Genomic DNA, 23,310 nt, shown 5'->3' with positions numbered 1-23,310 from the left:
CCGTGCAGGTTGTTGCCGGGATGTTTCGCGCGGCTTTCGCCCCCCGACGGGATTGGCGGATGCTCCGAGGCCGGCGCCCGGCGGAGCGGGCGACGTTGGCGTTTCGCACGATGCTCCCGCCTCGGCGGCGGTGCTTTCCTGGGTGTGGCGGTGTGTGACCCGATCGGCCCGCCCCCCCCCCTCGCGGGCACACCGCGTCCAGCCCACAAGGAGACGGCATGTGGCCCACCGCCGAACTGCACGTGCACATCGAGGGCACCCTCGAGGTGCCCCTGCTGCTGACCCTCGCACAGCGCAACGACATCGCCCTGCCGTCGCACGACGCGGCCGTGCTGCGCGCGCGCTATGAGTTCTCCTGCCTGCAGGACTTCCTCGACGTCTACTACGACAACCTCGCGGTCCTCGTTCACGAGCGCGACTTCGCCGATCTCGCCCTCGCCTACCTCCAGCGCGCCGCGACGGCGGGCGTGCGACGAGCCGAGATCTTCTTCGACCCGCAGAGTCACACCTCGCGGGGGGTCGCGATGGGCACCGTCGTGCGGGGGCTGTCGCGCGGCATCGAGCAGGCGCGGGAGCTGTACGGGATCGACGGCGCGTTGATCCTGTGCTTCCTGCGCCACCTCGGCGGGGACGCCGCCGTCGCGACGCTCCGGGAGGCGCTGCCGCTGCGCGAGCACTTCATCGGTGTGGGCCTCGACTCCAGCGAGGTGGGATTTCCGCCGTCGCTCTTCCGCGAGGCCTTCGAGATCGCCGCGGCGGAGGGCCTGCACCGCGTCGCGCACGCGGGCGAGGAGGGCGGCCCCGACTACGTGTGGGAGGCGTTGGACGTGCTAGGGGTCGAACGCATCGATCACGGCAACCGCGCCCTGGAGGATGCCGAGCTGATGGCCGTGCTGCGCCATCGACAGATCCCCCTGACCGTCTGTCCGCTCTCGAATGTCGCCCTGCGCACGGCCTCCGCCGACCTGGCGGAGCATCCGCTGCCCGTGATGCTCGACGAGGGTCTGCTCGTCTCGGTGCACAGCGACGACCCCGCCTACTTCGGCGGCTACGTCGACGACAACGTCGCCGCGCTGCGGTCGGCCGGCGTGGTCTCGGAAGCGACGGCGGGTCGCCTCGCGGCGAACGCCGTGATGTCGTCCTTCCTCGACGGCGACGCCAAGGCGCGCCTGCTCGACGAGGTCAGAGCGTACGGCGCGGCACGGGGCATCGAGCTGCTCGCCCCCGCCAGCGCGCGGTAGCGGCGCACGGCCTCAGAGCGCGGCCGGCGGCTCCTGCTCGTCCAGGCACGACAGCGCGAGGAACAGGTCGACCCGCTCGCCCAGCTTGGCGACGTCCTTGCCGGTGAGCTCCTTGATCCGTGCCATCCGATACCGCAGGGTGTTGGTGTGCAGGTGCAGCGCCCGCGCGGTCTCCTGCCAGGCCCCGTCGCCGTCCAGGAACGCGCGAAGCGTCGGCAGCAGCTCCGCACCGTGCCGGCGGTCGTACTCGATCACGGGCTCGAGCACCTCCTGGGCGAAGCCGCGCCGCGCGCCGTCGCCCAGCAGGCGCAGCAGCTCGCGGTGACTGCGCACGTGCACCGCCGTGGCCACGACGACCGCCGCTCCCTCCGAGGCCTGGGCGCTCTCCAGCCGCGCCAGCGCGGTCTGGATGGCCGAACCCAGCCGGCTCACGCCCTGGATGGCATCGGCCGCGCCGAGCGTGAGGACGCGCCCGGCGAGGCGCGCGCTCACGTCGTCGCCGGACAGCTCCGTGAGCGACGCCGCCCACGATTCGGGCACGTCGCCGTTGACGAGCAGCAGCGCGGCGCCGTCCACGTGGGCCGCGAGCACGCGGTGCCCGGCGCGCACCGCCTCGTCCTCGACGATCGCCGCAATCGCATCGAGCGGGAACCGCGGATCGTCGGCGCGCGCCGCGATCGCCACCGTCGCGGCCTGCGGATCGAGACCGTTCAGGCGCAGGTGGGCCGAGATCACGCCGGGCGAGGCCTCGTGCCCGCGGACCTGCCGCACGAGTTCGCTCGTGTGCTCGATGCGGGCGCGGCGCCAGCGTCGGCCGAGCTCGAGCTCCACTCGCAGCGCAGCCCGGAGGGTCTCGATCTCGATCGCGATCGCGTCGTCGCCCGCCGGAACGGCCGTGTCGACCCCGAGCATGCCTGCCGCCGGGTCGTCGCCGATCCGCAGACCGGTTCGCACGACGCCGTCGAGCTCCGCCTCGTGACGGTCGAAGCCGTCCACCACCGTGCGGTTCCAGAGCGCGCCGCGGGCCTCCGCCGGCGCCTCGCCGGCCACCGCCTTGCCGCGGTCGTCGACGACCCAGCACGGGGCCTGCAGCGTGTCGGCGGCGAGCCGCAGCAGCGCCTCCATCCCGCCGCCGCCCGCGAGCACCTCGGAGAGCCGTTGGCGGAAGCGCGCACCCTCCGATGCCTGCCGGAGCGGCGAGTCGGGCTGGGCGGCGGCGACCGCGTCCGCCACCTCGCGGAACGACACCCCGCCGGCGATCGTCAGCAGCGGCACGTCCTGCGCGCGGCACAGCTCGATCACCTCGGACGGCACAACACCGATCTCGAGCGTGCCCAGCACGAGCGCCGTGACCGATCGCGACGACAGCGCGTGCACGAACCGCTCGGCACCGCCGGGGCGCGCCGTCCACAGCCCGCTGGAGAGCACCACATCGCCCGCCTCGACGAAGCGGGACGGGTCGGGCAGATCGGTGATGTAGCCTCGCCGCACCTCGCGGGCGAGCGACGCGGGCTCGCCGGCGATGACCGACAGCCCCAGTTCGGTGCGCGCCAGCAGCTCCCGGAGGTTCACGCCACCGCCTTCACACCGCTCGCGGCCATCGCCGCAGAAACACACCGTCGCTCGCGCGGCAGGGCGCCGCCGGAGAAATCCAGGGTACGCCGCCCGCGACCGTTACTCGCCGCGCGAGATGCGGACCATCTCGTCGCGCGGAACCACCTTGACGCGGGCCCGGCCCTGCGGCTGCCCCAGCGCCATCTCGTGCTCGTCGAGCCGGTGCCAGCCGTCGAGATCCGTCCACGCCACGCCGCGCTCGGCCAGCAGCGCGGGAATGGCCTCCTCCGAGGGGTCCTCCGGCTGCCACCACGATCCCTGATCGTTGACGAGGTGCTGGATCGTCTCCATCGCGTCCGACTTGGTGTGTCCGATGAGACCGACGGGGCCGCGCTTGATCCAGCCGGTGGCGTACATGCCGGGGATGCGCTCGTTCGAGTCGGCCGCGAGCACCTGACCCTCGTGGTTCGGGATGACGCCGTGGCGCTCGTCGAACGGCACGCCGGGAAGCGGCGACCCGAAGTACCCCACGGCCCGGTAGAGCTGCCCGATCGGCACCTCGCGCATCTCGCCCGTGCCCTCCACACCACCCGAGCCGTCGGGACGGGTGCGCTCGTACACGAGCGCCGCCACGCGACCCTGCGCGTCGGTGCGCACCTCGACGGGGCGGGCCCAGAAGTGCAGGTGCAGGCGCCGCGACGCCGTGCCGCCGGCGTTGTTGACCGACGGGCGCTGGCGCCACGACTGCAGCACGCGGTCGATGACCTTGACCTGCTTGTTCGACTCGATGGCGGCGCGGGAGGCGTCGTCGTAGTCGAAGTCCTCGTCGTACACGACCATGTCCACGTCGCGCAGCTCGCCGAGCTCGCGCAGCTCGAGCGGCGTGAACTTCACCTGCGCCGGCCCGCGGCGACCGAAGACGTGCACGTCGGTGACGGGCGAGGCCTCGAGAATCTCGTACACGTTCTGCGGCACCTCGGTCGGCAGCAGGTCCTCGGCGTGCTTGGCGAGCATGCGGCTGATGTCGAGCGCGACGTTGCCGTTGCCGATCACGCCGACGCTCGACGCCGTGAGCGGCCACGTGCGCGGCACATCGGGGTGCCCGTCGAACCAGCTGACGAAGTCCGCCGCACCGAAGGAGCCCTCGGCGTCGATGCCCGGGATGTCGAGGTCGGCGTCGCGGACAGCGCCGGTCGCGAAGATCACGGCGTGGTAGTGCCGCTTGAGATCGTCGAGGACGATGTCCTCACCGAAGCGCACGTTGCCGAAGATGCGGATGTCGCCGCGGTCCAGCACCTCGCGCAGGGCCCCGATGACGCCCTTGATGCGCGGGTGATCGGGCGCGACGCCATAGCGGACGAGGCCGTACGGAGCGGGGAGGTGCTCGAAGAGGTCGATCGAGACATCGAAGCGACGCTCGGTCTTCAGCAGGATGTCCGCGGCGTAGATGCCGGCGGGTCCGGCGCCGACGATGGCCAGCCTCAGCTTGGTCATGGGTTCCTCTCCTTGCACGTCCTGGGATGCCGCCCCTCAGTCTCGCGCCCCGCCCCTGAGCGGATGCCGCGCGGCGGGTCAGCTGCTGCGGTCGACGAGCGATTCGGCGAAGCGGGTGAGCGCCTCGCGCACCCCGCCGCGCGGCAGCGCGTCGAGCAACGCGATCGCCTCACGCGTCCATGCCTCCGCGAGCTCGCGCGTGCGGGCGGTGGCCTCGTGGTCACGCAGCGCCGCCATCTCGTCGTCGAGCACCGAGGGATCCGCCCCCGCGGCGATCCGCTCCACGCCCGCGTCGATGCGGGACTTGAGCACGGGATCCAGCTCGTCGAGCAGCAGGTACGGCATGGTCGGCACGCCGGCACGCAGATCGGTGCCCGGCACCTTTCCGGTCTCGGCGGGGTCGGCGGACAGGTCTATGACGTCGTCCATGAGCTGGAACGAGACCCCCACCTTCTCGCCGAACTGCCGCAGCGGCTCGTGGTAGCGCTGATCGGCGCCGGAGAAGAGGGCGCCGGCCTGCGCGGCGGCGGCGATGAGCGACCCGGTCTTGTCGGCGAGCACCTGGATGTAGAAGGCCACGGGCTCGTCCCCCGGCTGGGCGCCGATGGTCTCGTGCATCTGACCGAGCACGAGGCGCTCGAAGGTCTGCGCCTGCAGCTCCATGGCGCGCTTGCCCAGCTGCGCCATCATCACGCTGGCGCGGGAGAAGAGCAGATCCCCCGTGAGGATCGCGATGCTGTTGCCCCACACCTCGTGGGCGCTCGCCACTCCGCGGCGCCGGTCGGCGCCGTCCATGACGTCGTCGTGGTAGAGCGATCCCAGGTGCGTCAGCTCGAGGGCCTTGGCCGCCGTGATCACCTCGGTCGTCGCGCCGTCGCCGAGCTGGGCCGCCAGCAGCGCGAGCATCGGCCGCACCCGCTTGCCGCCGGCCTCGTACAGGTACCGCGAGGTGGCGTCGACGAGCGCGTCGGTGGAGTGCAGCTCCTGCGACAGCTCGGTCTCGACCCGCTCGAGCCCCTCCTCGATCCGCCCGACCAACCGCCGAGCGCCCGGGGTCGCGAAGATGCGGTCGCTCAGTCCGAAGCGACTCGCCATCCGCGAGCGCTCCGCCGCGCTGGGGCTCTGGGTCACCCTGCCAGCCTACCGGCCGCGATCAGGCGGACGGCGCGGGCTTGCGCGCCCGGTGCAGCGCGACGATGCCGAACGTGAGATTGCGGTACGCGACGTCGGTCCAGCCGTCTTCGCGGATCCATCCCGCGAGCGTCTGCTGGTCGGGCCAGGCCCGGATCGACTCGTTCAGATAGTCGTAGGCGTCGCCGTTCGAGCCCACCACGCGCGCCACCCGCGGCAGCACCCGGTCGTTGTAGAAGCGGTACAGCTCGCGGAAGACGGGGTTCGGCGGCGTGGAGAACTCGTTGATGACGAGGCGCCCTCCCGGCTTCGTCACCCGCAGCAGCTCGGCCAGGGCCTGCCGCGGCTGGTTCACGTTGCGCAGGCCGTACGACATCGTGACGGCGTCGAAGGAGTCGTCCTCGAAGGGCAGGTCGGTGGCGTCGGCCTGCACGAACTCGAGGTTGCGCACATCGCCGAAGCGCCGGCGGCCCTCGGCGAGCATGCCGGGCGAGAAGTCGGCGGCGACCACGTGCGCGCCGCGCCGGGCCAGTGAGGCGGACGAGCGACAGGTGCCGGCGGCGAGGTCGAGGATCCGCTCCCCCGGCTCGGGCGCCACGGCGCGGGTCGTCGCCCGACGCCACAGCCCGTCGAGCCCGAAGGTCATCGCGATGTTCGTCAGGTCGTACCGCGCGGCCACCTGGTCGAACATCCGGCTGACACGCGTCGGGTCCTTGCCGAGATCGGCGCGATTGGGCTCGGTCATCACTCGCTCGAGTCTAGGCGGCCCGGCTCGCCGGGGGCCGCGCCGTCGATGGTCGCCTCCAGGACCGCGAGCCAGCGCTGCGCCGTCGCCTCGTCGAAGGGAGCGCGTCGCGCGCCGACCTCGCGTGCGAGGCGCGCGGTCACCGCCTCGAGCCGAGCGATGACGTCGGCGGGGTAGCCGTAGCGCACCTGGTGCGCGGCCCATTCGTCCTCGTCGTCGACGAACGTGCCCCGATCATCGTCGCGGAGCACGTCGAGGTCCATGTCGATCGCCGCCGGCTCCCCCTCCCGCCACCCCGCACGCCAGGCGACGTCGATGTAGACCCGGGTGCGATGCGCGGGGGCGTTCAGGGTCGCCACCCATTCGCTCGTCCCGGCAGGAAGCAGCACGACGTTCGCCGTCTCGGCGGGCATCTCCCGCCCCGGCCGATGCGAGCGCCACCCGGCGCGCTGCCCGAACCAGTCACCCCATTCGTCGCTGCCGAGGAACACGCAGTCGTGCTCCCAGTGCGGCGATCCATCCCACTTGCGCCAGCGGAAGACGATGCGGGATCCGGGCACAGGGGGCATGCCTCGAGACTACGTGGCGGGACGGAGGCGGTCGCCGCGCGGCCGGTGCTCCGCCCTGCCGGGCGTGGGCCCGGAGGGCCGGGCGTACCCTGGAGGGGTGTCCGACCCGATCTCGCTGCCGCGGCTCGTCGCCACCACCCGCGAGATCGATCCGGTCGACGACCCGCTGCGATACGCGTCGCCCTCCGACCCCATCGCGTGGCTGCGGCGCGGCGACGGGCTGATCGGCGCGGGCCCCGAGGTGCTGCGCCTCGACGTGGGCGAGGACGGCCGGCTCGACGCGCTCGCGGACGTGTGGCGCGCGATCGCGCAGGCCACCGACATCGACGACGAGGTTGAGCTGCCGGGCACGGGCCTGGTGGGCTTCGGCGCGTTCGCCTTCGACGAGGGGTCGGCCGCGCCGAGCACCCTCGTCGTCCCGTCGACGGTGATCGGCCGCCGCGACGGCCGAGCGTGGCTGACACGGATCGATCGGCTCGGCGGATCGGCGCCCGAGGTGCGACCGCGCGACTATGGCGCGCAGTGGTCGGCGACGCTCGGACCCGGGGCGATGGATCCCGAGGCGCACGGCGCCGCGGTGCGCTCGGCTCTGGAGGCGATCCGCTCCGGCGAGCTGAGCAAGGTCGTCGTCGCCCGGGACATCTCGGGCACGGTTCCCGCCGCGGCGGACCTGCGCCGCCTCGTGCGCGCCCTCGCCTCCGGGTACCCGGACACGTGGGTCTTCGCGACCGACGGGATCATCGGGGCGAGCCCCGAGACGCTCGTCACGGTCCGGCGCGGCACGGTGACGGCCCGCGTGCTGGCCGGCACGCGCCCTCGGGGCGCCGACGCCGACGAGGACGCGGCGATCACCGCCGAGCTGGCGACGAGCGATAAGGACAACGCGGAGCACGACTACGCCGTGCAGAGCGTGCTGCGCTCGCTGCGGCCCCACACCTCGGCCCTCGCGGCGGCCGAGCAGCCGTTCATGCTGCGCCTGCCCAACCTGTGGCACCTGGCGACCGACGTCGAGGGCACGCTGTCGAACGGCTCGACCGCGCTCGACATGGTGCGCGCCCTGCACCCGACGGCGGCCGTGGCGGGAACGCCGACCGATGCGGCGGTCGCCGCGATCCGACGGATCGAGCCGTTCGACCGCGGCCGCTACGCGGGGCCGGTCGGCTGGATCGACGGCGACGGAGACGGCGAGTGGGCGATTGCCCTGCGCTGCGCGCAGTTCGGGCCCGTCGAGGGCGCCACACGCACCGTCACGGCGCACGCCGGCGGCGGGATCGTGGAGGGCAGCGTGCCGGAGGCCGAGCTCCTCGAGACCCGCGTCAAGTTCCGTCCCATCGTCGACGCCCTCGCCTGACGCCCGGCGCCGCATCGGTGCGCTGCGGCGTCACCACGGTCAGGCGTCGAGCTGGGCCAGCACGGCTCGACCGAGCGCGGCCGCGTCGTCGAAGGTGAGCGTGATGTGCGCGCCGACGGGGTTTCCCAGCACCGACGTGGCGGGATCGTACGGGCCGAACGGGCGCATCACGTCATCGCCCAGGATCGCCTGCACGACCATCGCCAGCTCGGCCGACGGCCCCGAGGTGACCTCGCGCGCGAGGAGCCAGCGATCAAGCGCCAGCAGGATGCCCTCGGCCGCCCCGCGCTCGCCGATGACGTGCACCGCCCGCGCGGCCCGCAGCACCTCCTCGAACCACTCCCGCGCGGCGGCGAGGTACTCGGGCGCGAAGGTCGACTCCGTCGTCATGCCGCCACCGTACCGGGATGCGGCAGCCGTCTCGCCCCCCGCCGCCGATCAGCCCGCGAGCGTCGCGCCCGCCTTGCGCAGCCAGCGCTCCGGATCGGCCAGCGCGGCCTCGGCCGACCCGGCGAGCTCGGTGAGCGAGACGGCCTGGACGAAGGCCGAGGTGTCGACGTCGGGCGCGATCCGTCCCGCGACGAGCGCGACGGGGACGCCGTGCTCGCGCGCGAGCGCCGCGACGTGCGCCGGGGCCTTGCCCGCGGCGGACTGCCCGTCGAACGAGCCCTCGCCCGTCACGACCAGGTCCGCCTGCGCGATCGCTTCGCGCAGGCCCGTGAGCTCGCCGATCCGCGCCGCTCCGGGCACGAGTTCGGCGCCCCAGGCCAGCAGCCCGTACCCCGCGCCGCCCGCGGCGCCGGCGCCCGGCGCGTCCGGGTCGGCGTGACGCGCGGCGGTGACGGGGAGCGAGTCGCCCGCGGTGCGGCCGAGGACCTCGGCGAAGCGCGCCAGCGCGGCGTCCGCCCTGGCGACATCGTCGACGCCCTTCTGCGGCCCGAACACGGCGGCCGCGCCGTCCGATCCGAGCAGCGGGTGGGCGACGTCGGTGAGAACCTGCACGCCCGCCTCCGGCAGCGGACGCAGTCGCGACAGGTCGGCCGCGACCACCTCCTCGAGCCCCGCGGCGCCGGGCGGGATCGAGGCGCCGAAGCCGCTCGTGAAGCGGGCGCCGAGCGCGGTGAGCAGGCCGGCGCCGCCGTCCGTCGAGGCGCTCGAGCCGATGCCCAGGATGAGGCGTGAGACGCCGTGGTCCAGCGCCGCCGCGATGGCCTGCCCGAAGCCGAGGGTCGACGCATCCCACGGGCGGCGCGTGCCGCCCAGCAGCTCGATGCCCGACGTCGACGCGAGCTCGACCACGCCCGTGCCCTGCGGCGCGTCGTCGGTGGGCGGCAGCCACAGCCAGGCGGCGTCCACGCCGAAGCCCAGGGGGCCGGTGACGCGCACCGGCGTGCGCCGCGCACCGGGCACGGCGGCGGCGAAGGCCTCGAGCGTCCCCTCGCCGCCGTCGGCCATCGGCCGTGCCACGGGACGGGCAGCGGACCACCCCTCCGCCAGCGCGCGAGCCACGTCGGCCGCGGCCAGCGAGCCCTTGAAGCTGTCGGGGGCGAACACCACGCGAGGCGAATCCGTCATCCCCTCATTCTCGCGCGCGCCGATGGCGTGGCCGGACGTCGCCCACGGCCGCGCGGGCGGGGATCAGGAGCGGAACGTCGCGCGCAGCCGCGCCTTCTCGGTCGCCACGTCGAACGTCGCGTCGGGCCAGCGCGGATCGATGTCCTCGAGCGTCTCGAGCAGGAGCGCCTGCACGGCGAGGCGCGCGTACCACTTGCGATCGGCCGGCACGACGTACCAGGGGGCCTCGCCGGTCGACGTGCGGGCGATCGCGGCCTCGTAGGCCTCCTGGTAACGCGGCCACAGCCCGCGCTCGTCGACATCGCCGGGGCTGTACTTCCAGTGCTTGTCTCGCCGCTCCAACCGCTGCAGCAGCCGCGCGCCCTGCTCCTCGTACGACAGATGCAGCATCACCTTGACCACGCGCGTTCCCGACGCGACGAGCCGCCGTTCGAGGTCCACGATGGCGTCGTAGCGCCGCTCGATCTCCTCGGCAGGCGCGAGCTCCCGCACGCGGCCGATGAGCACGTCCTCGTAGTGCGAGCGATCGAACACACCGATCATGCCCGGGCCCGGCAGGCGTCGTTCGATGCGCCAGAGGAAGTCGTGCGCGCGCTCCCGCGCGGTGGGGGCCTTGAACGCCACCGGTTCGACGCCCTGCGGGTCGACCCCGCCGACGACGTGCCGCACGATGCCGCCCTTGCCCGCCGAGTCCATCCCCTGCAGCACGAGCAGGACCGCGTCGCGGGCCGAGCCGCCGCGGCTGGCCGCGTAGAGCCGCTCCTGGTACTCGCTCAACTGTGCCAGCCCCGCGGCGAGGTCGGCGACGCCGTCGGTCTTCGTACCCTCGTACCCCGGCGTCGATCGAGGATCGACCGCCCCCAGCGAGAAGCCGCTCCCCGCGCGCAGCGCCACGCGGGCGTCGGCCGTCCACTTCGCCTGACTCTTCGCGACCATGCGGCCATCCTGCCGGATCGACCCGCGCGCGATCGAGGGGCGAGGTTCGAGCCCGGCGGGTCGGTCAGCGCGCGAGCGGCACCTCGATGATCCGCGGAGTCGTGGTCGGCGCCAGCAGCGCCTGGTCCAGCGCCGTGCGCGTGGTCACGCGGGCATGCTCCCACCCGTACGCGGCGGCCAGCGCCGCGAGATCGGCGGTGTGCGGGGTGTACTGCACGCGCGTCATCGACTCCGCCCCGGCGGTACGCGCCACCTCGAGGCCGTCGAAGATCGTGCCGCCGCCGTCGTTGCCGACGATCACCTGCAGACGCGGGGCCGCCTCTCCGGGCGCTTGCAGCATCGCGCCCGCGTCGTGCAGCAACGCGAGGTCGCCCAGCAGCACCCGCGTCACGCCGGTCGCCCCGGCGTCCTGTGCCGCGAGCGCGACCCCCATGCCGGTCGCGACGGTGCCGTCGATGCCGGCCAGCCCGCGATTGGCGTGCACCGGGATGCGCTTGCCCGGCACGATGTCGTCGGCCACGCGCACGAGGCGGGACGATCCGAACACGAGCCGGTCATGCGGCCAGGTCGCCGCCCAGACGGCGTCGACGAGCAGGGCGCGATCGAGCGGACGCCGCACCGCGCGCAGCTCGGCGTCGACGGCGCTCGACCGCTCGCGCGGGTCGGTGGACCTCAGCCCGTCGAGGTCGGGCGCCGCGCTCGAAAGATCGACACGATGCTCGCGCGAGTGGCGCATCCAGGCGCCGAGCCACTCGCGATCGGTCTCCCCCGGCTCCGCGTCGAGCCGCCCGGCCTCCGTCGTGCGGCCGTTGAGGTTGAGCGCCTCCCCGCCCGAGCGCGCCGCGATCACCTCGATGCCGTCGCGACTCAGCAGCGCGGCCGTCTCGCGGGCCAGCGTGGGGTGACCGAGCACCGCCACACGCTCCACCGCCCCACCGAGAGCGGGGTCGCGCAGCGCCTCGCGGTAGCCGTGCACGAGGTTGCGGCCGAAGCGTGCCCCGCTGACCACCTCCGCGATGAGCGGCCAGCCGCCCCGGTGCGCCAGCTCCTCCGCGTCGGAACCGGCGTCGGCACCGGCGACGACGACCGTGCGCGGTCCGCGGGGCAGCGTCACGGTGTCGCGGCGGGAGCGGTCCCGACCCAGGCCGACCGCCGCGCCGGCGGAGGCCACCGACGGCATGTCCGCGCCCGAGGGGGCGACCGCCCGGTCCGCAGCGGGCGCCTCCACGCGTTCGGATTCCCGCTTCGCGAACCAGGCCGGCAGCTCGCCCGCGAGCGGCTCGCGGAACGGGAGGTTCAGATGGGCCGGGCCCGGCACGGGGCGGCCCGGGGTGCGCTGCCCACCCGGCTCCCACGAACCCACCGCGCGGCCCGCGGCCGCGTCGAGAGCGCCGTTCGCGACGCGGCGGAACGCGTCGTCCTCCCCCTCATCGCCCCGCGGCACCGGCACATCGATCGACGCGCGCACCGCCGAACCGAAGATCCCCGGCTGCGTCGTGGTCTGGTTGGCACCGACGCCGCGCAACTCGGGCGGCCGGTCGGCGGTGAGCAGCAGCAGGGGCACGCCGGCGTGGTGCGCCTCGAGCACGGCCGGCAGCAGGTTCGCCACCGCGGTGCCCGACGTGCACACCACGGCGGCCGGGGTGCCGGTCTCCCGCCCGATGCCGAGCGCGAGGAAGCCGGCGACGCGTTCGTCGATCCGCACGTGCAGGCGGACCCGCCCCTGCCGCTCCAGCTCGGCCGCGGCGAGCGCGAGGGCCTGCGAACGCGACCCCGGGCTCACCACGATGTGGCGCAGCCCCCGCGCGACGAGCTCATCCAGCAGCGCGCAGGCCGCGTCGGTGGCGGCGGAGCGCGACGGATCCCCGCTCATGTGGACGCGCCGCTCATCCGATCGCGCCGCGGCTGCCGTCGGGAGCGTCGTCGCCGGACGGGTCCTCGGGGTCGACCCGCTTCGGCGCATCGCCGGCCGAGCCGTCCTCGTCGTCGAGCTTGGCGAGCTCCTCCTCCAGGCGCCGAATGCGCTCGTCCTGATCGGCGATGGAGCCGAGGCTGCCGAGGAAGGCGGGATCGTCGTCGGGGGCGACGGGGCCGCGCGCGCGGCGGGCCTCGAGCCCTCGGCCGCGCCCGATGAGGAACCAGAGCAGGCCGCCGATCACCGGGACGCACGTGATGACGATCCACCAGCCCTTCGACACACCGCGGTGTCGGGTGGCCGGCTGCACGGCGCAGTCGATGACGCTGAAGACGGTGAACACGACCGCCGCGACCACGAGAATGACGATGAGCCGGGCCATTCATCCAGCCTAATCGGCACGCCCCGGGGGAATGCCGGGAAGCCGACGTTCAGCGAGGCGGACGTAGGCTGACCCCGTGCGATTCGTCCTCTACGCCGTGCTGCGCCTGGCCTTCTTCCTCGTGCCGTTCGGGCTGATGATGCTGCTGCCGGTGTTCCAGGACCTGTGGTGGCTGGCGGCGATCTTCGCGGCGGTGATCGGGCTGAGCCTGTCGATCCTGCTGCTGGGCCGGCCGCTGGCCGACGTCTCGACCGAGATCTACGAGGCGCGAGCCGCGAAGCGGGCGCAGACGGAACGTGCGGAGGAGGACGCGGTGGAGGACGCCGCGAACGAAGCCGCCCGTCGCGAGCAGGGCGAGGACTGAGCCCGCCTCAGCCGACGAGGGCCCAGCAGAGGAACGCGGCGTAGACCAGCGTGCCGAACGACGTCAGGCCGAGCGCCGTGACGAGCTCCTTGGGCAGGCGGTACGTCCACACGATGAGGACCGCAGGGCCGAGCATGAGCACCACGAAGAAGGTCAGCCAGGCCAGCGGATAGAACAACGCCAGCCAAGCCGCGATCCCCAGCGCCAGCAGCACCAACACGGTGTACAGCACCTGCGTCGCGCGGCGACCGATCAGCACCGTGAGCGTGCGCTTGCCCGCGGAGCGGTCCTGATCGATATCGCGCAGGTTGTTGGCCAGCAGCACCGCGCACGCGAGGAACCCGATCGCGACGCCACCCGCCCAGGCCTCCTGCGGCAGCCGCTGCGCCTGCACCCACGTCGTGCCCAGCGTGGCGACAAGCCCGAAGAAGACGAAGACGAACACCTCGCCGAGCGCGTTGTAGCCGTAGGGGCGCTTGCCGCCGGTGTAGAACCACGCCGCGACGATGCAGGCGGCACCGACCGCGATCATCCACCACTGCTGCGTGCGAATGACGATCGCCACGCCGGCCGCGGCGGCGATGGCGAAGAACACGAGCGCCACGATCAGCACGGTGCGCGGTGCCACCCGCCGGCTGGCCGTGAGCCGCGTGGGGCCGACGCGGTGGTCGTCGGTGCCGCGCACGCCGTCGCTGTAGTCGTTGGCGAAGTTCACGCCGATCTGCAGCGCGACGGCCACGGCGAGGCACGCCAGGGCGATCACCCAGTGGAACAGGTGCTCGGGGTCGGCGAGGATCGCCGCACCCGTGCCGACCACGACGGGGGCGATGCCGAGCGGCAGGGTGCGCAGGCGTGCCGCGCCGATCCAATCGCCGAGGGTCACCGGCTTCGGCGGCGGCGCCGCGACGCTCCCCCGCTTGGCCGGGTTGCCGCTGACACCTCTCGCGCTCTTGCTCTTCGCCACGAGTGGAGATTCTACGTGCGGCGGCCCGCGTCACCCCGCCGCGAGGGAGTCGCCGAGCGGCGTGCGCACGTGCAGGACGCGCCGTCCGGCGCGGCGGGATGCGATCAGCCCGGCGTCGCGCAATGCCGCGAGGTGATGCGACGCCGTGGCGGCGGCGACACCGGCACGAGCGGCGGCCTCCGTCGTCGCGAGCGGCTCCCGCAACTCGAGGAACACGCGCGCCCTGCCCGCGCCGAGCAGCACCTCGAGCGCCCGCGCGCGATCGCTCTCGGGCCGGTGCCATGTCTCGGCCACGCCGAGCGCCGGGTAGTACAGGGTCGGCTGTGCGGGCGGCTCGGTCACGACGGCGCAGAAGCGCCCGAAGACGGACGGCGCGAGCACCAGACCGCGGCCGGCGCAATCGACGGTCTCCGCATGCCAGCGCATCCTCACCCGCACCGCGTCACGGCCCCACGTGACGGCCTCGTTGAGCGAATCGAACATGCCGGACAGGCCACCCAGCGCGAGCCGGCGAGTCCGCGAACCGATGTCGGCATGCAGGAGACGCTGCAGCCGGGGCCAGAACGGGGCGACGGCGATCTCCCAGAAGCGCTCGGCCGATTCCGCAACGGCCACCCTCGCGCGCCTTGGATCCTCGGCCATCCGAGCCAGGGCCTCGCGGGAGCGCCCCTCGGCGCGAGCCGCGCGCTTGCGCAGGCAGACCTGGACGACATCGGGGTCGGCGCGGTGCAGCCGCTCGAACTCCTCCTCGGGCGTGAGGTCCCACGCGGGTTCGGAGGCGAAGAAGTCCGGGAGGTAGCCCGACTCCCCGACGACCAGTCGCAACAGCGCCGCGTCGGCAGCCGGCACCCGATCACGCACCGCGCGCAGCCACCCCCACGCGAGAGCGTTCTCCTGAGGGCGCAGCATCACGCGGACCGCGTGCGCGAATTCGTGCCCGGGAGAAACGCCGAAGCGGATCGCCGAGACGTCGTCCCGCGCGAGCCGGAACTCCACGACCCTTTGATCCACGTCGAAACGTTAGCGTCCTCGGCGAGACCCCGCCAGCATCGAGCCGTCCGCACCATTCACCGACAGGAGCATCATGTCGTTCCAGGCATACCTCGACACCATCGAGACGAAGACCGGGCTCACGCCCCGCGCGCTCGTCGAGCTCGCGGCACAGCGCGGGTTCGGCCCGGGAACCAAGGCGACGCCGATCCTGCAGTGGCTCGCCGAGGACTACGGCCTCGGGCGCGGCCACGGCATGGCGCTCGTCCACGTGATCACCAAGGGCGACCGCATCTCGTCGAAGCACGTCGGTGGCGACGGCGCCCACCGCGATGAGTCCGACCGCCTGTGGCTCGACGGCAAGGACTCCAAGCCGGCGGATTGGTGAGCGCGCCCGGCTTCAGTCCCGTGCCGGGAGCCCGACGGCGCGCGCGATCGCGCGCCGGTCGGGCTTGCCGCTGGGCAGGCGCGGGAGCTCGGGCAACGTGACAAGCCGGTCCGGTCGCGCGGGCTTGCCCAGCTCCCCCTCGACGACCGCGCGCGCCCGGTCGAGGAGTTCCGGCGCGTGCTCCCCCGCCACGACCACCACGGGCGTCTCGCCCCAGCGCTCGTGGGCGCCGCCGACCACCACGGCCCCCTCGAGGCCCGGCACGCCCTGCACGACCCGCTCGACCCGGTCGAGGGAGACGTTCACGCCGCCCGAGACGATCACGTTGTCGATGCGGCCCGCGACGCTCACGATGCCGCCCGCGACGGTGCCCGCGTCGCCCGTGCGGTACCAGCGCGTCCCCGCCGGGTCCGCCACGAACGTCTCGGCGGTCCGCCGCGGCTCGCCGACGTAGCCCTCGGCCAGCGTCGGCCCGGCGATGCGCAGCTCGCCGTCGACCGTCGCGACCCGCACGCCGTCCAGGGGCACCCCGTCGTAGACGCAGCCCCCGCTGGTCTCGGTCGATCCGTAGGTGCGCACGATGCGCGCGCCCCACTCCGCCGCGCGCTCGCGGAGCGCGGGCGGCAGCGCCTGGCCGCCGACGAGGATCGTGTGGAACGACGCCAGCGCGCGGCGCACATCGGCGTCCTCGGCCGCGGCGTCGACGAGCGTCTGCAGCTGCGCCGGCACGAGCGAGGTGTACGTCGGCACCGCCTCTCCCCGCTCGGTCGAGCGCATGCCCGAAGCGGCATGCGCGAACGCCCTCGCCGAGAACCGTCCCGCGAGGATCGCCGGTTCGCGCCCGGCGACGAGGGCGCGCACCATCACCTGCACGCCGGCGATGTACCCGCCGCTGAGAGGCAGCAGCCAGTGCCCCTCGCCGATCCGCGCGGCGGTCGCGAGCGCGGACGAGGTCAGGGCCGAGCGGGACAGCGCGACCGATTTGGGCACTCCCGTCGATCCCGACGTCGTGAGAACCACCGCGGTGCCGCCGGGCACCTCGGCCGGTAGCTCGCGGCCACCGCCGAGAGCCACGGCGGGACCGGCGCCCAGCACGGCGCCGCGCAGCGCCCGCAGCACATCGCGCGGATCGTCGGACCGGATCGGCTCGAGCCTCACGGCCGCGCCGCCACGTGCCCGGAGCGGGAGCATGCGCCGGGGAAGGGCCGAACCGCGTGGATCTGGCCTGAGCTCACGCCCTCCTCCTTCTGCGGGATCGCATCCGCCTGCCGTCAGTAGTGGTACGGGAAGCGCGACCAGTCGGGGTCACGCTTCTCGAGGAACGCGTCGCGACCCTCGACCGCCTCGTCGGTGCCGTACGCGAGGCGGGTCGTCTCGCCCGCGAACAGCTGCAGACCCACGAGGCCGTCGTCGGCGGCGTTGAAGGCGTACTTCAGCATGCGGATCGCCGTGGGCGACTTGCCGAGGACGGTGCGCGCCATGGCGAGGGCCTCGCGCTCCAGGTCGTCATGGGGAACGACGCGGTTCACCGCCCCCATCTCGTACGCCCGCTGCGCGGAGTACTCCTCGGCGAGGAAGAACACCTCGCGCGCGAGCTTCTGGCCGATCTGCTTCGCGTAGTACGCCGAACCGTACCCCGCGTCGAACGAGCCGACGTCGGCGTCGGTCTGCTTGAAGCGCCCGTGCTCGGCCGAGGCGATCGTGAGGTCGCACACGGCGTGCAGCGAGTGCCCACCGCCGGCCGCCCAGCCGGGCACGACGCAGATGACGACCTTGGGCATGAATCGGATGAGCCGTTGCACCTCCAGGATGTGCAGCCGCCCTGCGCGCGCCGGGTCGGTGACGGCGTCGTCCTCCTCGGAGTACTTGTAGCCATCGCGGCCGCGGATGCGCTGGTCGCCGCCGGAGCAGAACGCCCAGCCGCCGTCCTTCGGGCTCGGTCCGTTCCCCGTGAGCAGGACGACGCCGATCCGCGGGTCGGTGCGGGCCGTCTCGAGGGCGCGGTAGAGCTCGTCGACGGTCGCCGGGCGGAAGGCGTTGCGCACCTCGGGGCGGTTGAATGCCACACGTGCGATGCGGCCGTCCTTCGACACGTGCGCGGTGATATCGCGGTACGCGTCGGCCCCGGGGGCGAGGTCCCACATGTCCGGATCGAACAGCTCGGAGACGAAGGTGTCGGTCACGTTTCCAGCCTACGCCGCGCCGCTTCGAGCCCTCCGGCGTCAGGGTGCGGGCAGCTCGGCGTCGATCACCTCGTCGCCGAGCACGAGCTCCAGGGCGACCGGGAACTGGGTGACGGCGGGCGGCAGCGTGAAGGCGTGCGTCGTCGGGGCGAAGTCGGCCGTGCAGATGGCGTCGTCCGGCGGCATCTCGAAGTCGATTCGCGCCGACCCCTCGCCCGTGGCCTCGATCGCCGTCGCCTCGGGATAGCAGCTGCCCGAGCCGAGCGTGATCACGCCGAACTGCTCGTCGTCGATCCACCCGACCAGCGGGCCCGCGCTCTCCCCATCGGGCTGGGGACCGGTCCAGCCACTCGGCACATCGCGCGGCAGCACCTCGCCGACCTCGCCCGTGCGGTCCTCGCCACCGCCGGCGCCGCCCTGCTGCGGCGTCGCGCAACCGGTGAGCACGAGCAGGGCGGCGGCGAGCGATGCCGCGATTCGCGCGCGCATCAGCTCCTCGCGTCCCGCCAGTCGAGCCAGCGCTGCACGCGGGCGAAGTCGATGTCGTCGCCGGAGACGCCGATGGTGAACAGTCGCGAGCCCGCGGCGAACAGCGCGTCGGCGTGCGCCTCGTCGCGACGGCCGAGCTCGCTCGACACGATGATGCCCGAGACGTCCCGGCCTTCCTTCTCGCCCCATGCCCGCAGCACGTCGAGCTTGTGGGGCAGGTCCTCGGGGCCCACGAAGCTGTGCCAGATGTCGGCGTGGCGCGCCACAAGGCGCAGCGTCTTCTGCTCGCCCTTCCCGCCGATGAGGACCGGGATCCGCCGCGTCGGTGCGGGGTTCAGCGCGGTCCACCGTGCCTCGATCCGCGGCAGCGCCGCGGCCAGGTCGTCCAGGCGCGAACCCACGGTGCCGAACTCGTAGCCGTATTCGTCGTAGTCGCGCTGGAACCAGCCCGACCCGGTACCGAAGATGAACCGGCCCACACCGTTCTTCGCCGAGATGTGATCGATCGTGCGCGCCATGTCGGCCTGCAGATCGGGGTTGCGGTAGGAGTTGCAGTTCACAAGGGCACCGAACTCCACCCGCTCGGTCTGCTCGGCCCAGGCGGCCAGCTCGGTCCACGACTCGAAGTGCGTGCCGTCGGGGTCGCCCGAGAGCGGGAAGAAGTGATCCCAGTTGAAGAGGACGTCCACGCCCATGTCCTCGAAGCGGCGCACCGCGTCGCGGATCGTGGCGTACGAGGCCTGATGCTGGGGCTGCAGCTGCACGCCGATGCGCACCGGGGTGTCGAGAAGAGGCATGGGATCAGAGTAGGGCCATCGCCCAAGCCGCGGCCGCGTCCCGACGAACGGCGCCGCAGGAGGGGGCGGATGCCCCCTCCTGCGACGCCACAGTCCGGCGGAGACTCGGCGGGCTCAGCGCAACGCGCGGGTGCGCCGGAAGGAATCCCAGGAGGCCCACACGCCGAGCGCGGCGATGCCGGCGGCCACGACGATGCCGATGACCTGAACCGTCCCGGGCGCGGACGCGCGGAAGACATACTCGGCGAAGGCCGGGTTCACGAGGCGACCCGTGAGCTGCAGCACGACCGCCGCCACGGTGAACGCCAGGCAGATGAGCGCGTTCGCGGCGCCCATCCACGTGGCCCACGCACCCCGGAGATAGGCGATCAGGGTGAGCAACGCCGTGGCGAGCATGCCCGCGAGGGCGATCGCGACTCCCCACGGCCACAGGCCCGGGTGCAGCAGCGACAGCGGCTCTCCGCCCGTGGTCTCCCACGGCACGAACCCGAGGTACCGGTCCCACAGCCAGGCGGCGAGCAGGATGGCGGGGAAGACGAACGCGAGCACGACCTCACCGAACTGGGCGCGGCGGCTCGAGGCCATGGGCAGCATGTCCAGCTCCCACACGCCGAGACGTCGACGCTTCCCCTGGGGTTCGCCATAGCGCTCCACGAGCGCGAACGCGAGGGTCACCCAGAAGAACACGTGCATGCCGGCCGTGAGGGCAACGGCGACCGCGCCGCCGACGACGCCCCCGACATCGCCCTGCACGGCCTCCACCAGCCCGCCGACGAAGGCGGCGACCGGCACGACCGTCCAGAGCATCAGCACCAACAGGCGCTTCCAGTCGGAGAAGTACGCGGGGCCGATCAGCTGCAGCTGGCGCCCGGCGTATCCGGCGGCGAGCAGCGCGGGATCCCCGAGGTCCGTCAGCACGGCCCTCTCGGCGGCGGCCGGGTCCTCGCCGTTCGCGATGCGATCGTCGACCTGGTCGCGGATCGAGGCGCGCAGCTCGTCGGCGTAGTCGTCCCGTTGATCGGGCGGAAGCGAGCGCGTCGCCGCCTCCACGTAGCGGTTCGTGTAGTCGTCCTTGGTGATCGGTTCCATGATCCGGTTCTCTCGGTCGGTCAGCCGTCCAGCGCGTCGATGGCCTGGGCCAGCGCACGCCAGTCGGCGGTGAGGATGTCGGCGAGGCGGTCGCCCGTCTCAGAGGTGCGGTAGAACTTGCGAGGTCGTGCCTCGTCGGTGTTCCACTCGCTCACCAGGCACCCCTGCTTCTCGAGGCGCCGCAGCAGCGGGTACAGCGTGTTCGCATCCGTGTCGAAGCCACGGGTGGCGAGGTCTTCGAGCAGGCCGTACCCGTAGCCCGGCTCGCGCAGCAACCTCAGGCAGGCCAGCACGACGGTGCCCCGTCGCAGTTCCTGTCGGTGTGTCTCGAATCCCTCGTCCATGTCGGCAACATTACTGTGTGTCGCACACTATTGCAATGGCTCCGCATAATGTCCGCGGAGAGGCCACCGCGAGGAACAAGGCATCCGGCGTCGGGTGACACGCCGGGCGCGCCGGGCCCGCGACGCCGTTTCTCCTTCGTTGTGCATCGACGGCGGGAAGATGGGTCCATGGACCTGCCGGACCGGGATGAGGTGCTCGCGCGGACGCGGGTGGTGACGCTGCCCATGGCCACGCGCTTCCGAGGCGTGGACGTTCGAGAGGCGGCGCTCATCGAGGGGCCCGAGGGATGGGCCGAGTTCTCGCCCTTCCTCGAGTACGACGACGAGGAGGCGGCCACCTGGCTCGCGGCCGCACTCGATTTCGCCTGGAGCGCCCAGCCCGCTCCCCTGCGGGACGCGATCCCGGTCAACGCCACGGTGCCCGCCGTGGCCGCCGACCGCGTGCCCGACATCCTCGCGCGCTTCGACGGCTGCCGCACCGCCAAGGTCAAGGTCGCCGAGCGCGGTCAGACCCTCGCCGACGACGTCTCGCGCGTGCGCGCCGTCCGCGCCGCGATGGGACCCGAGGGCCGCATTCGCCTCGATGCGAACGGCGGGTGGAACGTGGACGAGGCCGAGCATGCCGCCCACGCGCTGGCGCAGTTCGACCTCGAGTACATCGAGCAGCCGTGCGCGACGGTCGACGAGCTCGCCGAGATCCGGCGCCGCCTGCGCGACTGGGACATCCCGATCGCCGCCGACGAGTCGGTGCGCAAGGCGGAGGACCCCCTGGCGGTGGCGCGCGCGGGCGCGGCCGACATCCTCGTCGTCAAGGCGCAGCCGCTGGGCGGAGTGCGGCGCGCCCTCGAGATCGTGGCCGCCGCCGGACTGCCCGCCGTCGTCTCGTCGGCGCTCGACACCAGCGTCGGCCTTGCACAGGGCGCGGCGCTGGCCGCGGCGCTGCCCGACCTGGAGTTCGACTGCGGCCTCGGCACCGCTGCGCTCCTGGCGGCCGACGTCGCGGCGCCGCGCCTCACGCCCGAGAGGGGCGCGATCCCCGCGGCGCGCGTCGCGCCGGACCCCGATCTGCTTGCGGCGCACGCGGCCGCGCCCGATCGGGACGCCTGGTGGCGCGCGCGCCTCTCCCGCTGCCACGCGCTCCTCGCCGGTCGCTGACCGCCTCCGCGTTCGCGGGCGGGCGGCCGCCCCAGCCGACCTCCGGCCAGACCGGACGAGGGGCGGACGCGCGATCGTCACCACGCCTTCACCCGGTGTTCCCCGTTCGCTTCACGCGGTGTCGCCCGGGATAGCGAGCCTGGCCGCATGCGGTTCACGCGACGCGGGGTCCTGCTGGCGGCGGGTGTCGGCGGCCTCGCCGGCCTCACCGGCATGGCCGTGGGGGCGGCGAGCGCCGCACCGGACGGGCCGCCGCGGCCGCGGGCCCGACCGCTGCGGGCGGCCGGCACCACCCTCGAGTCCGTGAGCGCCCCCGAGCACGCCGACCCGGGCCGCTATGCCCGCCTCGTCGCGACGGAGGGCTGGCCGGCGGTCGTCCGCGAGGAGCTCACGCCGGCGGCCCGGCACCGGGAGGACCGGCGCGAGGGCATCGTGGCGTTCGTGCAGGTGACCGACCTGCACCTCATCGACGCGGAGTCGCCGGCGCGGATCGAGGACATCCGCGACCTCGTCCCGTCGATGCACCGCCCGCAGGAGACTCTGGGGCTCGCGGGATCGGCGGCGCTCGTGCGCCGCATCAACGCGCTGCGGCGCGCCCCGTTCACCGGCCGTGACCTGTCCTTCGTCATGACGACCGGCGACAACACCGACAACCACGAGCTCGCCGAGCTCGGGTGGTTCCTCACGGCGCTCTCCGGCGGCACGGCGGCGCAGCGCACCGGCGACCCGTCTCGTTATGAGGGGGTGCAGGACGGCGGCGATCCGTCCTATTGGCATCCCGAGCGCGCGCTGGCCCGGTCGGCCTGGACCGCCAAGGGGTTTCCGGAGATTCCGGGGCTGCTGGCCGCCGCCGGCGCCCCGCTGACGTCGCCGGGCCTCGATCTGCCCTGGTACTGCACCTTCGGCAATCACGACGACTCGGTACAGGGGTCGCTGGCCGATGCCCCGGCGATGGCGGAGTACTACACGGCGCCGACGAAGGTGATCGGCAGGGACCGGGTGGTGCGACAGCGGATCGCCGACTCGTTCCGCGACCCGAGCCGCGCGCTGACCGCCCACCAGCTCTTCGGAACGGGCACGCTGCGCGATGTCACGCCAGACGAGCGCCGCCGCCCGTTCACTCCCGCCGAGTTCGTCGGGGCGCTCCTCGACCCGCGATACCGCGGAGCGGGGCCGGACGGCCACGGCTTCACCGAAGCGAACCGCGACGGGCGCGACCTCTTCTACGCGTTCCGGATGGCGGATGGCGTCACGGGCATCTCCCTCGACACGACGACGATGGGGGGCCGCGGCCGTGGCTCGCTCGGCGCCCACCAGTTCGAGTGGCTCGAGCGCACACTGCGCGCCGGATCGTCGCGGTATTGCAGCGCACTGGGCACCGAGGAGCGCCAGACCGTGAGCGACGAGCTGTTCGCTGTCTCTTATACACATTCCGAGCCCACGAGACCGAGGCTGATCTCGTATGCCGTCTTCTGCTTGAAAAAAAAAAAAAAAAAAAAAAAGAAAGAATATTTACAAGTGATATATTGAATAACAAACATATAAAGATATTAATGAATGAATAGAAGTAGTATGAAATAAGTTTATGTCATATATTGTTTATGAAATATGAGGAGATTAGTGGTAGGAGTATGTTGTAATAATAATTCGTAAG

General features: G+C 73.0%; 23 protein-coding genes. 5 read left to right on the top strand and 18 right to left on the bottom strand.

The genetic code is table 11. The features are described from left to right. Positions 1 to 218: 218 nt before the first annotated feature. A complete protein-coding gene (locus tag N8N77_RS06615; protein WP_261165675.1) occupies positions 219 to 1,241 on the top strand; it encodes an adenosine deaminase in 1,023 nt (340 codons plus the stop codon). Between the two features lie 12 nt (positions 1,242 to 1,253). Here N8N77_RS06615 and N8N77_RS06610 read toward each other — a convergent pair whose 3' ends face one another. From N8N77_RS06610 to N8N77_RS06590, 5 genes are all read right to left on the bottom strand, one after another. Continuing rightward, positions 1,254 to 2,813, bottom strand: coding sequence for a PucR family transcriptional regulator (locus N8N77_RS06610; RefSeq protein ID WP_261165673.1), 1,560 nt, complete (start codon positions 2,811 to 2,813; stop codon positions 1,254 to 1,256). Positions 2,814 to 2,915: 102 nt separating this feature from the next. Next, complete coding sequence (locus N8N77_RS06605) at positions 2,916 to 4,289, bottom strand: FAD-dependent oxidoreductase (protein WP_261165671.1); 1,374 nt, start codon at positions 4,287 to 4,289, stop codon at positions 2,916 to 2,918. A gap of 78 nt (positions 4,290 to 4,367) precedes the next feature. After that, positions 4,368 to 5,420, bottom strand: coding sequence for a polyprenyl synthetase family protein (locus tag N8N77_RS06600; RefSeq protein WP_396652808.1), 1,053 nt, complete (start codon positions 5,418 to 5,420; stop codon positions 4,368 to 4,370). 22 nt (positions 5,421 to 5,442) lie between these two features. Continuing rightward, the gene (locus N8N77_RS06595) at positions 5,443 to 6,165 is read right to left on the bottom strand and encodes a demethylmenaquinone methyltransferase (RefSeq protein ID WP_261165668.1); all 723 of its coding nucleotides are present in this window, start codon (positions 6,163 to 6,165) and stop codon (positions 5,443 to 5,445) included. Further along, the gene (locus N8N77_RS06590; RefSeq protein ID WP_261165667.1) at positions 6,165 to 6,734 is read right to left on the bottom strand and encodes a DUF402 domain-containing protein; all 570 of its coding nucleotides are present in this window, start codon (positions 6,732 to 6,734) and stop codon (positions 6,165 to 6,167) included. The genes N8N77_RS06595 and N8N77_RS06590 overlap by 1 nt, the downstream gene beginning before the upstream one ends. Before the next feature lie 97 nt (positions 6,735 to 6,831). On the opposite strand from N8N77_RS06590, the gene N8N77_RS06585 reads away from it, so the two are divergent. Further along, on the top strand, positions 6,832 to 8,085 hold the full coding sequence (locus N8N77_RS06585) for an isochorismate synthase MenF (RefSeq protein ID WP_261165666.1): 1,254 nt from the start codon (positions 6,832 to 6,834) through the stop codon (positions 8,083 to 8,085). A gap of 39 nt (positions 8,086 to 8,124) precedes the next feature. Here N8N77_RS06585 and N8N77_RS06580 read toward each other — a convergent pair whose 3' ends face one another. From N8N77_RS06580 to N8N77_RS06560, 5 genes are all read right to left on the bottom strand, one after another. Beyond that, positions 8,125 to 8,475 (bottom strand): hypothetical protein, encoded by a 351-nt coding sequence (locus N8N77_RS06580; protein ID WP_261165665.1) that lies wholly within the window; start codon positions 8,473 to 8,475, stop codon positions 8,125 to 8,127. 48 nt (positions 8,476 to 8,523) lie between these two features. Continuing rightward, positions 8,524 to 9,660 carry a glycerate kinase gene (locus N8N77_RS06575; RefSeq protein WP_261165664.1) on the bottom strand — a complete coding sequence of 379 codons (1,137 nt, stop codon included), beginning with the start codon at positions 9,658 to 9,660 and terminating at the stop codon, positions 8,524 to 8,526. 63 nt (positions 9,661 to 9,723) lie between these two features. Continuing rightward, positions 9,724 to 10,596: a PPK2 family polyphosphate kinase gene (locus tag N8N77_RS06570; RefSeq protein ID WP_261165663.1), complete on the bottom strand. Its 873-nt coding sequence runs from the start codon at positions 10,594 to 10,596 to the stop codon at positions 9,724 to 9,726. Between the two features lie 64 nt (positions 10,597 to 10,660). Beyond that, positions 10,661 to 12,469 carry a 2-succinyl-5-enolpyruvyl-6-hydroxy-3-cyclohexene-1-carboxylic-acid synthase gene (gene menD / locus N8N77_RS06565; protein WP_261165662.1) on the bottom strand — a complete coding sequence of 603 codons (1,809 nt, stop codon included), beginning with the start codon at positions 12,467 to 12,469 and terminating at the stop codon, positions 10,661 to 10,663. A gap of 13 nt (positions 12,470 to 12,482) precedes the next feature. Continuing rightward, positions 12,483 to 12,893 carry a PLD nuclease N-terminal domain-containing protein gene (locus tag N8N77_RS06560; RefSeq protein WP_261165661.1) on the bottom strand — a complete coding sequence of 137 codons (411 nt, stop codon included), beginning with the start codon at positions 12,891 to 12,893 and terminating at the stop codon, positions 12,483 to 12,485. Positions 12,894 to 12,969: 76 nt separating this feature from the next. Here N8N77_RS06560 and N8N77_RS06555 point away from each other — a divergent pair, with 76 nt between their 5' ends. Beyond that, positions 12,970 to 13,257, top strand: a complete 288-nt coding sequence (locus N8N77_RS06555; protein WP_261165660.1) for a DUF4229 domain-containing protein — start codon at positions 12,970 to 12,972, stop codon at positions 13,255 to 13,257. A gap of 7 nt (positions 13,258 to 13,264) precedes the next feature. Here N8N77_RS06555 and N8N77_RS06550 read toward each other — a convergent pair whose 3' ends face one another. Next, positions 13,265 to 14,221, bottom strand: coding sequence for a 1,4-dihydroxy-2-naphthoate polyprenyltransferase (locus N8N77_RS06550; RefSeq protein WP_261165659.1), 957 nt, complete (start codon positions 14,219 to 14,221; stop codon positions 13,265 to 13,267). A 30-nt stretch (positions 14,222 to 14,251) separates the two neighbouring features. After that, on the bottom strand, positions 14,252 to 15,232 hold the full coding sequence (locus tag N8N77_RS06545; protein ID WP_261165658.1) for a helix-turn-helix domain-containing protein: 981 nt from the start codon (positions 15,230 to 15,232) through the stop codon (positions 14,252 to 14,254). Between the two features lie 73 nt (positions 15,233 to 15,305). On the opposite strand from N8N77_RS06545, the gene N8N77_RS06540 reads away from it, so the two are divergent. Continuing rightward, on the top strand, positions 15,306 to 15,599 hold the full coding sequence (locus N8N77_RS06540; protein WP_261165657.1) for a DUF4287 domain-containing protein: 294 nt from the start codon (positions 15,306 to 15,308) through the stop codon (positions 15,597 to 15,599). Between the two features lie 12 nt (positions 15,600 to 15,611). Here N8N77_RS06540 and N8N77_RS06535 read toward each other — a convergent pair whose 3' ends face one another. The 6 genes from N8N77_RS06535 to N8N77_RS06510 all read right to left on the bottom strand — a co-directional run bounded on the left by N8N77_RS06535 (position 15,612) and on the right by N8N77_RS06510 (position 20,501). Beyond that, positions 15,612 to 16,757, bottom strand: a complete 1,146-nt coding sequence (locus tag N8N77_RS06535) for an AMP-binding protein (RefSeq protein ID WP_261165656.1) — start codon at positions 16,755 to 16,757, stop codon at positions 15,612 to 15,614. A 113-nt stretch (positions 16,758 to 16,870) separates the two neighbouring features. Beyond that, the gene (locus tag N8N77_RS06530) at positions 16,871 to 17,782 is read right to left on the bottom strand and encodes a 1,4-dihydroxy-2-naphthoyl-CoA synthase (RefSeq protein ID WP_261165655.1); all 912 of its coding nucleotides are present in this window, start codon (positions 17,780 to 17,782) and stop codon (positions 16,871 to 16,873) included. Positions 17,783 to 17,821: 39 nt separating this feature from the next. Next, positions 17,822 to 18,271 (bottom strand): hypothetical protein, encoded by a 450-nt coding sequence (locus N8N77_RS06525; protein ID WP_261165654.1) that lies wholly within the window; start codon positions 18,269 to 18,271, stop codon positions 17,822 to 17,824. Then, positions 18,271 to 19,068: an LLM class F420-dependent oxidoreductase gene (locus N8N77_RS06520; protein ID WP_261165653.1), complete on the bottom strand. Its 798-nt coding sequence runs from the start codon at positions 19,066 to 19,068 to the stop codon at positions 18,271 to 18,273. Before N8N77_RS06520 ends, N8N77_RS06525 begins: the two co-directional genes overlap by 1 nt. 114 nt (positions 19,069 to 19,182) lie before the next feature. After that, on the bottom strand, positions 19,183 to 20,157 hold the full coding sequence (locus tag N8N77_RS06515) for a permease prefix domain 1-containing protein (RefSeq protein WP_261165652.1): 975 nt from the start codon (positions 20,155 to 20,157) through the stop codon (positions 19,183 to 19,185). Between the two features lie 20 nt (positions 20,158 to 20,177). Next, positions 20,178 to 20,501, bottom strand: a complete 324-nt coding sequence (locus tag N8N77_RS06510) for a PadR family transcriptional regulator (protein ID WP_261165651.1) — start codon at positions 20,499 to 20,501, stop codon at positions 20,178 to 20,180. A gap of 168 nt (positions 20,502 to 20,669) precedes the next feature. Here N8N77_RS06510 and N8N77_RS06505 point away from each other — a divergent pair, with 168 nt between their 5' ends. Next, positions 20,670 to 21,656 carry an o-succinylbenzoate synthase gene (locus tag N8N77_RS06505; RefSeq protein WP_261165649.1) on the top strand — a complete coding sequence of 329 codons (987 nt, stop codon included), beginning with the start codon at positions 20,670 to 20,672 and terminating at the stop codon, positions 21,654 to 21,656. The last annotated feature ends 1,654 nt before the right edge of the window (positions 21,657 to 23,310 follow it).

The organism is Microbacterium sp. Marseille-Q6965 (assembly GCF_946151065.1).
GTDB lineage: Bacteria > Actinomycetota > Actinomycetes > Actinomycetales > Microbacteriaceae > Microbacterium.
This window is presented reverse-complemented; position numbering and strand designations above follow the sequence as displayed.